This is a genomic window from Mycobacterium sp. NGS58, assembly GCF_059812385.1.
Genome location: NZ_JCALCO010000002.1, coordinates 71,649 through 85,711, shown reverse-complemented (window position 1 = coordinate 85,711; position 14,063 = coordinate 71,649). Strand labels below are relative to the sequence as shown.

The window sequence follows — 14,063 nt, the reverse complement described above, 5'->3', positions numbered from 1 at the left end:
GCTGGGGTGTCCACTAATTAAGTGAAACTCACAGGTTATCCGCAGAATTCGAGGTTCGGCCGGAGATGGCGGGCGATTGGCCCACTGACGCGTGCGATAATATGCCGCGCGGTGCTGGGCGATCGCACCGCAACGGAGCAGCAATCCGGAACGGGTTAGCACGCCCTTTGCTGTCGAATGCCAAACGCGGCCCGCTGCCCGGGAAAGAGCACCCGGACACCGGTGGGCGAGGCGTCGTTAACTTAGCCCGTAGGCGTCCGTCCGGCGCCGATCGCCGCCACCGGTCGGCGGCGCCGCAGCGTCTGGGCGACCGCGAATACGACAGCGCCGATCGCTACCGCGACGGCCGCGGCGACGGCCACCCAGCACCAGCCCAATGCGCTGTCGAACAGCATCCACAGCCCGAAAGCGAGGAACAGCAGACTGGCCGCCACGTGCAGCAGTTTCTCCGGAAGTCGCCGATGCAGCAGCCGCCCCGCGACGATCGCCAACCCATCGGCCAGCACCATGCCCGCCGTCGAGCCGATCCACACTCCGATCCAATTGTGATAGCTGGCCAACGTCACCGTCGCCAAAGCGGTCTTGTCGCTCATTTCCGCGAGCGCGAACGACGACACCACGGTCAGGAAGGCGAATCGCGGTTCGCGCGGCTGCGACACCGCCTCGTCTGTCGTCGCGCCTTCGCGCCACGCCCATACCGCGAACGCGAGGAACGCGAACGCCGACGCGAAGGCGAGCGGCCGCGCCGGCAGGGCAGCGCCCAGGAAGTGTCCGACGGTCACCGACACCCCATGCACGGCGAACGCGGCGAGCGCCACCCCGCTCAGCACCACCCACCACCGGTAGCGCAGGGCGTAGGTCAGGGTGATCAGCTGGGACCTGTCGCCGAGTTCGGCGACGAACACCACTCCCAGCGTCAACAGTGCGGCGGCGAGCATGGCGGACGACCTTTCGACACGTCGTCGACGACAAGTCGTCGAACTCCGGTCGAAGGTCTCGCCCACCGGATGAACCGGTTCGCCGGCCGGGCTGTGCGCCAGTATGTCGACTCGACGATTTGGGGCTACTCCCCTTCGCTAACGGTCCCAGGTTAATGGACGCGTTCACAGTCCGCCAGCGGGGAAGCGGAGTTCGGCCAGCCGTATTTCTGGAATTCGAGTCCCGAACTGTTGCCGGACATTTCGTTATGCGGCAAGCAGCATTGCCAGTATTGCCGTATCGGGGTGGGTGATCGGGTCGACACCGACTCGGCTCACCATCGACGTGATGGTGCCGTCGGCTTCGGCCTCCACCCACGCCGCCCGATGCTCGAGTCCCAGATATGGCAGTCCGGGCAGCAATACGCATCCCGAGGCCGCCCCGGTGCACTCGGGAAGCGACGGCGTCGTTTCTGAAGGCGGGTGCAACATCAGCAGGGCAGGGGGCTGATGATCCGCGAAATAGCCTGGCTGGATTGCGGATTCACCGAATACGGTGCCCTCGGCCAGCACCAGGCCCACCGTGCCCGGCTCGGGCTCGTCCGGCAATTCCTCGCGGGCTCCGAAGACCGTTGTGGTGGAGAGTAATCCAGGCAAAGAGGCGATCCTGACCGCGACGATGAGCAGCTGCGCCCATTCTTTGGTCGAGTCGGGCCAGCGGCCGGAGATCACGAACCCCTTCAAGGCCCCACGAGAATGGAACGGGGAGACCCCGATAGGCCCGTCCGACCCAGTTTCCATTTCGACCTCCGCGCGACGCCTCCGCTTGGAATAACCACACTGGTAAGCCCGAATAATTAAGCATGCCTGCGGTTTAGGCGCGGTGCAACACGACACGGTCACCGGCGCAGAAGCGCGCTTTCCCGCAGTCGAAAAATGGTCAGCAATACGACCGGGGCGCCGCGCGAATTGCGCGACGCCCCGCCGATTGAAATGGAAGTCAGCCGAAAATCAGGCCCTTCGTTTGCGACGTCGCAGCCGCGTACCGCTTCTGCACGTCCGCCCAGTTGACGACGTTCCAGAAGGCCTTCACGTAATCCGCCTTGACGTTCTTGTACTGCAGGTAGAAGGCGTGCTCCCACATGTCGACCTGCAGCAAGGGGATGATGCCAAGCGGAACGTTGGCCTGCTGGTCGTATAGCTGGAAGGTCAGCAGCCGGCTGCCGAGGGTGTCGTAACCCAGCACCGCCCAGCCCGACCCCTGCAGTCCGTTCGCGGCAGCGCTGAACTGCGCGCGGAATCGGTCGAAGGACCCGAACGCGTCATCGATCGCGGCGGCCAGTTCGCCGGTCGGCTTGTCGCCGCCGTCCGGCGACAGGTTCTTCCACCAGATCGAGTGGTTGACGTGACCGCCCAAGTGGAAGGCGAGGTTCTTTTCGTTCAGGAAGATCGCAGCGTGGTCCTCGTTGGCGCGGGCCTCTTCGAGCTTGGACAGAGCGTCGTTCACGCCTTTGACGTAAGTGGCGTGGTGCTTACTGTGGTGGATCTCGTTGATCTGCCCCGAGATGTGCGGTTCCAACGCTGCATAGTCCCAGTCCAAGTCGGGCAGAGTGTATTCAGCCACGGCGTTCCTTTCTTCGGTTGTCGTCTTGACGCTCAGTCGCGCGGGACCGCCTCGCGGCGGTCAGCCGTTATCAACCCTGCTCCATGACCGCGCGCTCCGCAAGAACGACGCTTGTGAGCCGGAACGCGGATACCCGCTCAGCGGCGATTCAAGACAAGACGATGATCACGAGCACCGCGAGCAGCGCCAGGGCGATCAACCCGGCGCGCAGTGCGGCGATGCTGTAACTGTGATTCCACGCCGCCGAACCGCAGTACGACTTCGACGAGTCCGGTGAAGTCGGACCGAACGAATGCGTGGCCATCACTCGCCTTCCACCCCAGTCACCTCGCATCAGTGAAGTGAGTCACAAATACATTTCGCGAACGCGATCATAGCGCTTCGTGGCGGGCTTGAGAAATGATCGCTGAGCCTTGGTCCGGCGATAACCGCTGGCATAAGGGAAAAGTCGAGGACCGGCTGGTACGACCGTGCCATTGCTTAGCAAGCCAATCGATTTCGCTCAACGACCGATTCGGGGCCGTCTCGACGTGGTTGCAAACCCGAGGTGTTATCCACAGAGGCACCCCGTTTGCCGCCAGAGGCTGTAGCGATGCTGTCTGTACCCACTTCAGGGGTGTGGATAAACCTGTGGAAACTGTGGATAGTATTTGCCGGCTCAGTCGGTTGCCCAGTCCGCTCGAATGGTCGTCGATGACGCAGTGCACGCACGGCCCGTGACCGGTGTTCCCTGGCCGCCGTCGGGACGGCGTTAGTCTGGTCCGGTGATCCAGGTGTGCTCCCAGTGCGGCACGCGCTGGAACGTGCGCGATCGAGAGCGCGAATGGTGCCCCCGCTGCCGCGGGGCCCTCATGGCGCCCACGCACGATGGCCCCCCGGCCGACCCGCGATGGGGTGCGCCCGGCGCACCGACGCAGGCTCGCCCCGCGACGACGCCGACGCGGCAGCGCACCCCGCCGCACCTGCCGCCCGGCTACCGCTGGATAGCGGTGCGACCGGGTGCAGCGCCGCCCACCCGTCGTGGCCGCCGTCCGCTCGGGCCCACGCCGCGATACGCCGTCATACCGCGCTGGGGTTTGGCCGATCGCGTCGCACAGACGTCCGCCGCCGCACCAGCGCCAGTGCAGGCCGGGCCGCCTGCACAGATCGTCCGCACCACGTCCTTCGTCAGTGTGCTGGTGCTCAGCATCGCCGCCCTGGTTTACGTGGTGCGGTATGTGCTGCTGGTGATCAACCGGAACACCTTGCTGAACTCGTGGGTCGCCATCGGAGCCGACTGGCTCGGCGTGCTCGCCAGCGTGGGCGCGGGTGCGGCGGTGATCGCTTCGGGCGTGCAACTGATCCGCTGGATGATCGCCCGCCGCGCCGCCGTATTCGCCCATCATGGGTTGCCTGAGCAGCGCTCGCCGCGGGCGCTGTGGGCGGGGTGCGTCGTGCCGCTGGCTAACCTGCTCTGGGCCCCGGTGTACGTGATCGAGCTGGCGCTACTCGAAGAGCACTACGCCCGCCTGCGCAAGACCATCCTCCAGTGGTGGGGCGCGTGGGTGTGTAGCTACGCCGTGTCCATCGCGGCGATCGCGACCAGCTTCGCCACCGACGCCCAGGGCATCGCCAACAACACCGTTCTGATGGTCTTCGCGTACCTGTTCGCGGCCGGTACGCTGGCCGCCGCCACTCGTGTCTTCGAGGGTTTCCACCGCAAACCCGTTGCGCGGCCCGCGCACCGCTGGGTCGCGGTTCCCGATGACCGGCCCGCCGCGCCGGCGTCGGCCGACCCAGTTGAGTTGAAGGGGCAGGAACCGGCAGCATAGGGGTATGACGTGGGCCGACGAGGTGCTCGCCGGGCACCCCTATGTCGTCGCCCACCGCGGAGCCTCGGCCGCGCGGCCCGAACACACGCTGGCCGCCTACGATCTCGCCCTCAAAGAGGGCGCCGACGGCGTCGAATGTGACGTGCGGTTGACCCGGGACGGGCATCTGGTGTGCGTGCACGACCGCCGGCTGGACCGGACCTCGACCGGGGCGGGCTTGGTCAGCACCATGACGCTGGCCGAGCTGCGCGAGCTCGAGTACGGGGCGTGGCACGACAGCTGGCGAGAAGACGGCACGCACGGCGACACCAGTTTGTTGACGCTGGACGCGTTGGTTTCACTGGTGCTGGATTGGCGTCGGCCGGTGAAACTGTTCATCGAAACCAAACACCCGGTTCGGTACGGCTCGTTGGTGGAGACCAAACTGCTCGCGGCGCTGCATCGGTTCGGCATCGCCGCGCCCGCCTCGGCGGACCGGTCCCGCGCGGTGGTGATGTCGTTCTCGGCATCCGCGGTCTGGCGGATCCGGCGAGCCGCGCCGCTGCTGCCCACGGTGCTGCTCGGCAAGACCGCGCGCTATCTGACCAGCGGTGCGCCCACCGCTATCGGTGCTACCGCAGTCGGGCCTTCGCTGACGACGCTGAAGGACTATCCCCAGCTCGCCGACCGCGCCATCGCCCAGGGCAGGGCGGTCTACTGCTGGAACGTCGACGACTACCAAGACATCGATTTCTGCCGCGACGTCGGGGTGGCGTGGCTCGCCACCCACCACCCGGGCCGCACCAAGGCATGGCTGCAGGGCAACCGTGCGGGCGAGGGTAGCGGCTAGACGGACCGCTATTGCTGCTCGCCCGACGCGGGGGGCGCCGGTGCGTCGGACGCCAACGCCTCGAACAATTTGGCCGCCTCGTCGTGATTCCACACCACAACCGATCCGGCGCCGCCGTTGGTGAACTCGCCGATCGGGACCGTCATGGTGGTGGGGGCCCCGTGCAGCGCCCAGCCGAGCCGGGCCAGATCCCAGACGTGGTCAAACTGGTCGACGGTCAGGGCGTCCGCGGCCGCGCGCGTTACCGCATACCAGCGCCACGGGTTGAGCCATACCGCGGGGCTGGCGGCCCGATGCAGCAGCGCCGTCACGAACTGCCGTTGATTGACCATCCGGTCCAGATCGGCGCGCGGGGTGTCGCGTGACCTGACGTAGCCGAGCGCGTTGCGGCCGGTCAGAGTCTGGCAGCCGGCGGGCAGGTCGATGCCGGCCAACGGGTCGTTGAACGGCGCCTTCGGGCAGACGGTCACGCCGCCGAGCGCGTCCACCAGCGCGGCGAACCCGCCGAAGCCGATCTCGGCGTAGTGGTCGAGGCGCAGCCCCGTGGCCTGCTCCACCGTCTGGACCAGCAGTTGCGCGCCCCCCGTCGCGAACGCGGCGTTGATCTTGTCTTTTCCATGGCCCGGAATGGGCACATAGGAGTCGCGCGGTATCGACACCATGGTCGTCGGCGCTCCGGATCCGATGCCCGGCACGTGAACCAGCAGGATCGTGTCGGTGCGGCCGTTACCGATATCGCCGCCGGTGGCCAGATCCTGTTGCTGCTGAGCGCTGAGCCCCTGGCGGCTGTCCGACCCGACGATCAGCCAGTTGGTGCCCCGACCGGCTGGGGGGCGGTTCGGGTAATCGGCGAGCACTTGCTCGCGGTGCAGTTTGTAGTCGAACCAGACGGCCGTGCCCACGATGCCCGCACCGATCAGCAGCACGCCCGCCAGCAGGACCATCACCACATTGCGAGCCCAGCGGAGCTTGCCGCGCTTGCGGCCCGGTGCTTGCGGCCGGGGAGGCGCGACCCGTGGCGCCGGCGAAGCGGCGGGGGGTGGGGGTGGTGTGGTGTGTGGCTGCAGCGGCCGGGTCCCCGCGGTCGGCGATGGCGGAGGCGCGGCCGGGCGGCGGATCACTTGCGGTGGCTCGGGGCCTGGTTGTCCGGCACGCGGGCGCGGGCTCGGCCCCGGAGGTCGCCGACGCTGCGGTGATCGGTCGCCGTTCACCCGGTTAACGTACGTGCCCCGCGCCCCGCCGCGTCGGTACGCCGCGGTTTCGGCTAGCCGCGCGCGCGAAGTCCGTTGATGAACGGGCATCCCATCAGCACCCGGATGGCCTGGCTCAGACCGGTCATGTCGTCGACCGGTTTGTGGAACGGCAGCCGAACGTCGTGGTCGCGGTCGTCGCCTTCGACGCGGAAGCGGACGCCGTAGCGGTCCAGCCCGAGGGGTCGCACGTGTCCCCGCCGCAGGGGCGCCGGGAGGCGGGACACCAGTCGCGCCAGGACATCGCTGTGGGCGGTGTCCAGGTGCCACAGCAGGTTCGACTCGAGCGCACAGAACGGGTCGGGCCGCGCGTCCAGCAGGTCGGCCACGCTGACCGGCTCCGCGCCGGTGGCATCGGTTACCACCACCGAGGCGATCTCGAGCCGCAGCAGCGTGTAGCGCGGCTCGTCGCTGACGGCGGGGGCGCATCGCGGGGTTTCGACGCTCAGCAGTGCCGGATTAGGGCATTCGGCGGCGATCAGGTCGAGCGTGTCGAGGATCTCGGTCGGCTGCACCTCCTCGAGGTGCCCGCGCACCCAGACCAGCGAACGGACCGGTTCGCGCAGCGGGAGCGGCGCGTAGTCGGTCAGCTCCAGCAGCGCAGGTGACCCGGAGATCGGGCGCGTGAGCCCGCGCACACGTTCAACCGGAACGGCCAGCGCGACGGAGCCGTCGTCCATCAGGTGATGCATGGGAGTCGCGACCGGGTCGTCATGCTCGATTGCCAGCAGCGCGCCGCCTGCGCGGACGCAGGCGCTGCGGATGCGTTCGGCGGTTGTCGGTGCGGAGCAGTTCACCGGTAACAGCATTCTCATCCTTCAATTAGGTAAGCCTAAGTTAACTTACACAGGATGGCGTCGCAAGGGTGCTCCGGCCTGTACGCCGCTAGGGTTGGGACGTGGCACGCATCGCATATCTCGGTCCGGAGGGGACGTTCACCGAGGCGGCGCTGCGACAGATCACCGCCGCCGGCCTGGTGCCCGACCACGGCTTGGGCGCGGTTGAACCCGCGCCCTTCGACAGCAACTCCGCGGCGCTGGATGCCGTGCGCGATGGCGCCGCCGACTACGCCTGCGTCCCGATCGAAAACTCGATCGACGGTTCCGTGACGCCCACGTTGGACAGCCTCGCTATCGGCTCACCCCTGCAGGTGTTCGCCGAAACCACGCTGAACGTCGCGTTCAGCATCGTGGTCGAACCTGGCCGCAGCGCGGCGGACGTGCGGACGCTGGCGGCCTTCAGCGTGGCGGCCGCCCAGGTCCGCCACTGGGTGGCCGCCAACCTGCCCGACGCGAAGCTGCGGCCCGCGTACTCCAACGCCGACGCCGCCCAGCAGGTGGCCGAGGGACACGTGGACGCCGCGGTGACCTCCCCGCTGGCCGCCGAGCGGTGGGGGCTGACCACCCTGGCCGAGGACGTCGTCGACGAGGCCAACGCCCGCACCCGCTTCCTTCTGGTCGGCCGCCCGGGACCACCGCCGGCGCGCACCGGAGCCGATCGCACCTCGGTGGTGCTGCACATCGACAACGCGCCCGGCGCGTTGCTGGCCGCGCTCGCCGAATTCGGTGTGCGCGGCATAGACCTGACCCGCATCGAATCCCGGCCGACCAGAACGGGACTCGGGACCTACCGCTTCTTCGCCGATTGTGTGGGCCATATCGACGACGACGCGGTCGCCGAGGCACTCAAAGCGCTGCACCGTCGTTGTGCTGATGTGCGATACCTAGGATCCTGGCCCACCGGCTCACCCGCCGGAGCGTTACCGCCGTCGGCCGACGATGCCGCGCGCTGGCTCGCGCGGCTGCGCGACGGACAGCCCGACGCGCGGGGGTCGCAGCGGTGAGTGGCCGGTTGATCCTGGTGCGCCACGGCCAGTCGTTCGGAAACGTCGAGCGCCGCCTCGACACGCGCCCACCGGGCGCCGAGCTGACCCCGCTGGGCCGCGACCAGGCCCGTGCGTTCGCCCGCCATTCGGGGCGGCCTGCGATGCTCGCACACTCGGCGGCCACCCGGGCGTTGCAGACCGCCGCCGTGATCGGAAGCCAGCTCGAGATGCCTGCCGTCGAGATGACCGGCGTCCACGAGGTCCAGGTCGGGCGGCTGGAAAACCGCAACGACGACGACGCGGTCGCCGAGTTCAACGCGATCTACCAGCGCTGGCACCATGGCGAGCTCGACGTCGCGCTGCCCGGCGGCGAAACCGGCAACGACGTTCTGGACCGCTACGTGCCGGTGCTCACCGACCTGCGCATGCGCTATCTCGACAACCGCGACTTCCACGGTGACATCGTCCTCGTCAGCCATGGCGCGGCGATCCGGCTGGCCGCCGCGGTGCTGGCCGGCGTGGAGGCCGATTTCGCGCTGGACAATCACCTGGACAACACCGAATCGGTGGCCTTGACTCCGATCACCGATGGCCGGTGGAGTTGCGTGCGCTGGGGACGCTTGACGCCGCCGTTCTACCCGGAGGAAGCGGCAACCCCGGTCGCGGACGCGGTGCGGTCAAGCACCGACCCGATGGGCTGACCTTTCGGTCAGACGGCCAGCGCGATCACTTCGGTGCACGCGCAGCCCACGGCGTCGCAGTCGATCACGAAGGCGTGCGGTAACAACTCAGGAGTGAAGCAGTCCGGCTCCGTGCATTCCGACCGGTGCAACGCATGGCGAATGATGGTGCCGTGACAGTGATCTAAGCCTGCCCGGCAGTCGCGGCAGTCAATGCTCATAGGTGAGTTAATAGCACTTGGCGCGGACAAATCCGTGCTGCCGCGCCCGGGAGGCGGGCACGGGAGTGCTCAGGCCCAGCCCAGCTCGTGCAACCGGTCGTCGTCGATGCCGAAGTGGTGTGCGATTTCGTGGATCACGGTGATCGCCACTTCCTCGACGACCTCGTCCTCGGACTCGCACACGTCCAGCAGCGCCTCGCGGTAGATGGTGATGGCATCCGGCAGGGAGCCGAAGTAGTCGGAGTCTCGCTCGGTCAGCGCCACCCCCTCGTACAGCCCGAGCAGTTCGGTGTCTTCGGGATGGCGGGCTTCGACCAGGACTACGACGTTGTCCATGGCGGCCGCCAGCTCTGGCGGGATCAGGTCGAGGGCGTCGGAAACCAGTTCGTCAAAGCGCTGCGGAGTCATCCGCACGGACACCCGTCTAGCCTCCGGGCGGGGGCTCGGCGGGCGGCGCCTCTGGTGCGGGGTTCGCCGGTGGCGCGGGCGCCGGCGGTGGCGCGGGTGCCTCGGGTGCCGGATTGGCCGGCGGGGCGCCGTTATCCGCGGGCGGCGGAGCCTGCTGCTGCGGGGCCTGCTGGGGCTGCTGCGCCGGCTGCTGGCCGGGCAGGTGCTGGTTGTTCGGCGGGATTTCGGGTGCCGGGCCGGGACCGGTACCGGTCTGGGTGGACGGCGGCTGCGCCGGAGCCGGAAGGGGAATCGGCGGCATGGTGAGCCGCTCTTCGGGAATGTCGGGCGGTGGCACCGGCGGTTGGCCGTTGATCAGCAGCTGACCCTTGGCGCTGTTCAGCAGTGTGGCCCAGCCGCCGTTGCCCAGCGTGGCGCCGATGCTGCAGGCCACTTCGCGGCTGCCCGCCGTCCAACTGGCCAGCGGCACCGTCGGGTAGATCAGCGTCAGGGTGGTGGTGCGCAGCTTGACCGGCGCCAGGTACGCGTCCGTCATCTTGGTGCACGAGTCTTTGATGAAGCCGTCCTGGTCCGGCTCGGCGGGCAGGCCACCGGGAAACTTCTCGCCCAGGTTGACGGTGCCGGTGACTTCCATCGCATGCGGCGCCGCGCACTCGACCGGCGCATCGGTCGGCTGGTTGGTCGCCGAATCGATACCCAGGCACGTGCCGGTCGGCCACACCTTGGACTGGTCGACGTCGGCGACCTTGCCCTTGAAGGCCTGCTGCTGATTGCTCGTGCCGGGCAGCTGCAGGCCGCACAGCATGCGGCGATCGCCGGATTGGCGCCAGGCGCGGTCCCCGGGCCACAGCAGGCTGACGATGAACTTGCTGTTCGGGTCGAACTTGGGCCCCAGGTAATTGCGGACGGCGGCCTCGCACTGCTCCTGGGTGATCTGCTGGATGCGCGCGGGTGTCGGCGGCGCGGCGTTGGGGCCGTACTCGGCGCCCGGGAACGTCCGCATGTCAATCGATTCGGCGACCTCGAACTTGTGCTCGTCGCCGCAGTTGACGATCTTCGCCGATTCGGGAGTGGTTTCCGGCCACATCAGGCATTGCCCGGTGGTGGCACGGTTCAGGGCGGCGTCGCTCTTGGTGCCCGTGCTGCGCACGGGGCTGCTGTCGAGGAACCGTCCCGATCCGGGGCCCCCGACCGGGATCGCGGTGACCAGGCCCGCGATCAACAGGCCACCGAGCGCGGTCAGCAGTAGCGCACGACGGGTCGCCCGGGCCTGCAGGCTGCGTGGCCAAAGGAAGGCCGACGGCTCATGACCGGACGGCTCGTCGGTCGAGGCGACGGACGGCTCGACCCCCCGGCCTTCCGACAGTTCTCTCTCGGGCGCTTGCGACATCCGCTCCATTCTGACAGCAGCGCCGGAGATGCTTGACAAAAGTTACTGATGTGAGTCCTGCGACCACTGCGGGCGGATGCTCCGGCAGCCGGCGAGAAGCGGTGAAAGTAGTCTCAGGGCCGTGATCGACCTGAAGCTGCTCCGGGAAGACCCCGACGCCGTGCGCCGCTCCCAAGTAAGTCGTGGGGAGGACCCGTCGCTGGTAGACGCCCTGTTGTCGGCCGACGCCGCCCGCCGGGCCGCGATCTCGTCGGCCGACGGCCTGCGGGCCGAGCAGAAGTCCGCCAGCAAGAGCGTCGGTGCGGCGTCTCCGGAGGAGCGGCCCGACAAGCTGGCGCGCGCGAAGGAGCTGGCCGAGCAGGTGAAGGCCGCCGAAGCGGCCCAGGCCGACGCGGAGACGGCGTTCACCGCGGCGCACATGGCGATCTCCAACGTCGTCATCGACGGGGTGCCCGCCGGTGGGGAGGACGACTTCGCCGTCCTCGATGTGGTCGGCGAGCCAGCCGCGATCGACGACCCGAAGGACCACCTGGAGCTCGGTGAATCGCTCGGGCTCATCGACATGCAGCGTGGGGCCAAGGTGTCCGGGTCGAGGTTCTACTTTTTGACCGGCAAGGGCGCGCTGTTGCAGCTCGGCCTGCTGCAGCTCGCATTGCGGCTGGCCGTCGAGAACGGTTTCGTTCCGATGATTCCGCCGGTGCTGGTGCGCCCGGAGGTGATGGCCGGCACCGGATTCCTTGGCGCGCATGCCGAGGAGGTCTACCGGGTCGAGGCCGACGACCTCTACCTGGTGGGCACCTCGGAGGTGCCGCTGGCGGGCTATCACTCAGGCGAGATCCTCGACCTGTCCGGCGGGCCGCTGCGGTATGCGGGGTGGTCGTCATGCTTCCGCCGCGAGGCCGGCAGCTACGGCAAGGACACCCGCGGCATCATCCGTGTGCATCAGTTCGACAAGGTCGAGGGCTTCGTCTACTGCACCCCCACCGACGCCGAGGCCGAACACCAGCGGCTGCTGAGCTGGCAGCGCGAGATGCTGGCCCAAATCGAGGTGCCGTATCGGGTGATCGACGTCGCCGCGGGTGACCTCGGCTCGTCGGCCGCCCGCAAATTCGATTGTGAGGCTTGGGTTCCGACTCAGGGCGCCTACCGCGAGCTGACGTCGACGTCCAACTGCACCACCTTCCAGGCGCGCCGGCTGGCCACCCGGTATCGCGACGAGGCGGGTAAACCACAGACGGCGGCCACGCTCAACGGCACGCTGGGCACCACGCGCTGGCTGGTGGCGATCCTGGAGAACCACCAGCAGCCCGACGGCAGCGTGCGCGTGCCCGAGGCGCTGGTGCCGTTCGTCGGTGCCGAGGTGTTGGAGCCCGTCGGTCGATGACCACCATCGGGACGCCGCTGACGCCGGATGCGACCAGGGTCATGCTGCTGGGCTCCGGCGAACTCGGCCGCGAGGTGGTGATCGCGCTGCAACGCCTCGGTGTGGAGACGATCGCGGTCGACTCCTACGACAACGCGCCGGGCCAGCAGGTGGCCCACCACGCGCGGACCATCGCGATGTCGGATCCGAACCAACTCAAGGCTCTGATCGAGGCCGAAAGGCCCGACGTGGTCGTCCCGGAGATCGAGGCCATCGCCACCGAGGCGCTCGAGGAACTCGAGGCGGCCGGCGTCGTACGGGTGATTCCCACCGCCCTCGCGGCGCGCCTGACCATGGACCGTGCGGGAATTCGGGGTTTGGCGGCCGAGACCCTCGGCCTGCCTACCAGCCCGTATCGGTTCTGCGATTCGCTGGCCGAATTGCAGACCGCCACGGAGGTCATCGGTTACCCGTGCGTCGTCAAACCGGTGATGAGCAGCTCGGGCAAGGGCCAGAGCAAGCTTGACGGGCCCGACGACGTCACGGCGGCCTGGACCTATGCGATGGCCGGGGGTCGCGTCAGCCGCGGCCGCGTGATCGTCGAGGGATTCATCGACTTCGATTACGAGATAACACTATTGACGGTCCGGGCGCGCGGTCGCGATGGCGAGGTGTGCACGCAGTTCTGCGCGCCGATCGGCCACAAGCAGGTCAGCGGCGACTATGTCGAGAGCTGGCAACCGCACCCGATGTCGGCCGCCGCGCTGACCAACGCGCAGCGGATCGCCGGCGCCATCACCGAAAGGCTGGGCGGGCAGGGGATTTTCGGGGTCGAGCTGTTCGTCAAGGGCGACCATGTGTGGTTCAACGAGGTCAGCCCCCGTCCGCACGATACCGGCATGGTCACGATGATCACGCAGTGGCAGAACGAATTCGAGCTCCACGCCCGCGCCATCCTCGGGCTTGCGGTCGACACCACGTGCAGGACGCCGGGCGCCAGCGCGGTGATCTACGGCGGTGTGGACGCCAAGGGTGTCGTCTTCGACGGCGTGGCCGAGGCGCTTCGGGTACCGGGCACGGACCTGCGCCTGTTCGGGAAGCCGGAAAGCTTCCTCAAACGGCGCATGGGTGTCGCACTGGCTCACGCCGACGACGTGGACACCGCGCGGCGCAACGCGGTTGAGGCGGCGAGTCGGATCAGGCCGCGACCGGTGTGACCGCGGTGCGCTCGTGCCGGCGTTGGCGTTCCATCGTCGCGAAGTAGAAGGCGAACGGAAACGCGAAGCTGGTGAAGAAACTGGACAGGAAGAACAGCCATGGGCGCCGGATGCCCCGCCGGAGGCCGTCGACGATGGTAAACACCGGCATCAGAATGACATTCGCGATCATGTAGTCCTGATTTCCGGATCCGCAGGCCGGGGTGGCGAACTGCCCCTTGATGAATTCCGGATAACTGGCGGGCCCGGAGATCAGGTTGCCCTGGCCGTGCGCCGCCATCACGAAGTGGATGTTGAACCAATATCCCAACGCGATCGACGCTATGCCCGCCACGTAATACACGCATTCCAATGGCGAAAGCCACGGTCCGCCTTGAGGTCTGGCGTAGATCTTCTGGTTGGAGGCGATGATGCCCGCGATGCAGGCAAGTCCCAGCAGAAAGTGAATGATGATGGAGGCCATGCGCGAAGTGTCGCGCGCGGCCGAAAGTTTTGTCAATAATGTCAAAAGATTTCTTGGTACCTTCT

15 protein-coding genes and 1 pseudogene are annotated in these 14,063 nt (G+C 67.9%); 6 read left to right on the top strand and 10 right to left on the bottom strand.

What is annotated here, in order from left to right; genetic code table 11:
* Window positions 1–242: 242 nt before the first annotated feature.
* From AC5Y4H_RS02330 to AC5Y4H_RS02315, 4 genes are all read right to left on the bottom strand, one after another.
* Window positions 243–938, bottom strand: a complete 696-nt coding sequence (locus AC5Y4H_RS02330; RefSeq protein WP_499978265.1) for a TMEM165/GDT1 family protein — start codon at window positions 936–938, stop codon at window positions 243–245.
* 246 nt (window positions 939–1,184) lie between these two features.
* Window positions 1,185–1,718 (bottom strand): peptidase, encoded by a 534-nt coding sequence (locus AC5Y4H_RS02325; protein ID WP_499978262.1) that lies wholly within the window; start codon window positions 1,716–1,718, stop codon window positions 1,185–1,187.
* 199 nt (window positions 1,719–1,917) lie between these two features.
* On the bottom strand, window positions 1,918–2,541 hold the full coding sequence (locus AC5Y4H_RS02320) for a superoxide dismutase (protein ID WP_499978260.1): 624 nt from the start codon (window positions 2,539–2,541) through the stop codon (window positions 1,918–1,920).
* Window positions 2,542–2,689: 148 nt separating this feature from the next.
* Window positions 2,690–2,845, bottom strand: coding sequence for a hypothetical protein (locus tag AC5Y4H_RS02315; protein WP_499978258.1), 156 nt, complete (start codon window positions 2,843–2,845; stop codon window positions 2,690–2,692).
* Between the two features lie 460 nt (window positions 2,846–3,305).
* Here AC5Y4H_RS02315 and AC5Y4H_RS02310 point away from each other — a divergent pair, with 460 nt between their 5' ends.
* On the top strand, window positions 3,306–4,352 hold the full coding sequence (locus AC5Y4H_RS02310; protein WP_499978256.1) for a DUF4328 domain-containing protein: 1,047 nt from the start codon (window positions 3,306–3,308) through the stop codon (window positions 4,350–4,352).
* 4 nt (window positions 4,353–4,356) lie between these two features.
* Complete coding sequence (locus AC5Y4H_RS02305) at window positions 4,357–5,181, top strand: glycerophosphodiester phosphodiesterase (RefSeq protein WP_499978255.1); 825 nt, start codon at window positions 4,357–4,359, stop codon at window positions 5,179–5,181.
* Between the two features lie 8 nt (window positions 5,182–5,189).
* Here the strand turns inward: AC5Y4H_RS02305 and AC5Y4H_RS02300 are convergent, their stop codons facing one another.
* Window positions 5,190–6,392, bottom strand: a complete 1,203-nt coding sequence (locus AC5Y4H_RS02300) for an LCP family protein (protein WP_499978252.1) — start codon at window positions 6,390–6,392, stop codon at window positions 5,190–5,192.
* 53 nt (window positions 6,393–6,445) lie between these two features.
* Window positions 6,446–7,240, bottom strand: coding sequence for a DUF2470 domain-containing protein (locus tag AC5Y4H_RS02295; RefSeq protein WP_499978249.1), 795 nt, complete (start codon window positions 7,238–7,240; stop codon window positions 6,446–6,448).
* 89 nt (window positions 7,241–7,329) lie between these two features.
* Here AC5Y4H_RS02295 and pheA point away from each other — a divergent pair, with 89 nt between their 5' ends.
* Window positions 7,330–8,274, top strand: coding sequence for a prephenate dehydratase (gene pheA, locus AC5Y4H_RS02290; RefSeq protein ID WP_499978247.1), 945 nt, complete (start codon window positions 7,330–7,332; stop codon window positions 8,272–8,274).
* Window positions 8,271–8,957, top strand: coding sequence for a histidine phosphatase family protein (locus AC5Y4H_RS02285; protein ID WP_499978246.1), 687 nt, complete (start codon window positions 8,271–8,273; stop codon window positions 8,955–8,957). The genes pheA and AC5Y4H_RS02285 overlap by 4 nt, the downstream gene beginning before the upstream one ends.
* An 8-nt stretch (window positions 8,958–8,965) precedes the next feature.
* On the opposite strand, the gene AC5Y4H_RS02280 is transcribed toward AC5Y4H_RS02285, so the two are convergent.
* The 3 genes and pseudogenes from AC5Y4H_RS02280 to AC5Y4H_RS02270 form a co-directional block, all read right to left on the bottom strand.
* Entirely contained in the window at window positions 8,966–9,157 is a 192-nt protein-coding gene (locus AC5Y4H_RS02280) for a hypothetical protein (RefSeq protein ID WP_499978609.1), read from the bottom strand.
* A pseudogene (locus AC5Y4H_RS02275) lies at window positions 9,158–9,577 on the bottom strand (metallopeptidase family protein); the annotation flags it as partial.
* 4 nt (window positions 9,578–9,581) lie between these two features.
* Window positions 9,582–10,964 (bottom strand): septum formation family protein, encoded by a 1,383-nt coding sequence (locus tag AC5Y4H_RS02270; RefSeq protein ID WP_499978244.1) that lies wholly within the window; start codon window positions 10,962–10,964, stop codon window positions 9,582–9,584.
* A 112-nt stretch (window positions 10,965–11,076) separates the two neighbouring features.
* Between AC5Y4H_RS02270 and serS the strand changes: the two genes are divergently transcribed.
* Together serS and purT are read left to right on the top strand one after the other, a co-directional pair.
* Window positions 11,077–12,339 carry a serine--tRNA ligase gene (gene serS / locus AC5Y4H_RS02265; protein ID WP_499978242.1) on the top strand — a complete coding sequence of 421 codons (1,263 nt, stop codon included), beginning with the start codon at window positions 11,077–11,079 and terminating at the stop codon, window positions 12,337–12,339.
* Window positions 12,336–13,535 carry a formate-dependent phosphoribosylglycinamide formyltransferase gene (purT, locus tag AC5Y4H_RS02260; protein ID WP_499978240.1) on the top strand — a complete coding sequence of 400 codons (1,200 nt, stop codon included), beginning with the start codon at window positions 12,336–12,338 and terminating at the stop codon, window positions 13,533–13,535. The genes serS and purT overlap by 4 nt, the downstream gene beginning before the upstream one ends.
* On the opposite strand, the gene AC5Y4H_RS02255 is transcribed toward purT, so the two are convergent.
* Window positions 13,516–13,998 carry a DUF2834 domain-containing protein gene (locus AC5Y4H_RS02255; RefSeq protein WP_499978238.1) on the bottom strand — a complete coding sequence of 161 codons (483 nt, stop codon included), beginning with the start codon at window positions 13,996–13,998 and terminating at the stop codon, window positions 13,516–13,518. The genes purT and AC5Y4H_RS02255 overlap by 20 nt on opposite strands.
* Window positions 13,999–14,063 lie beyond the last annotated feature (65 nt).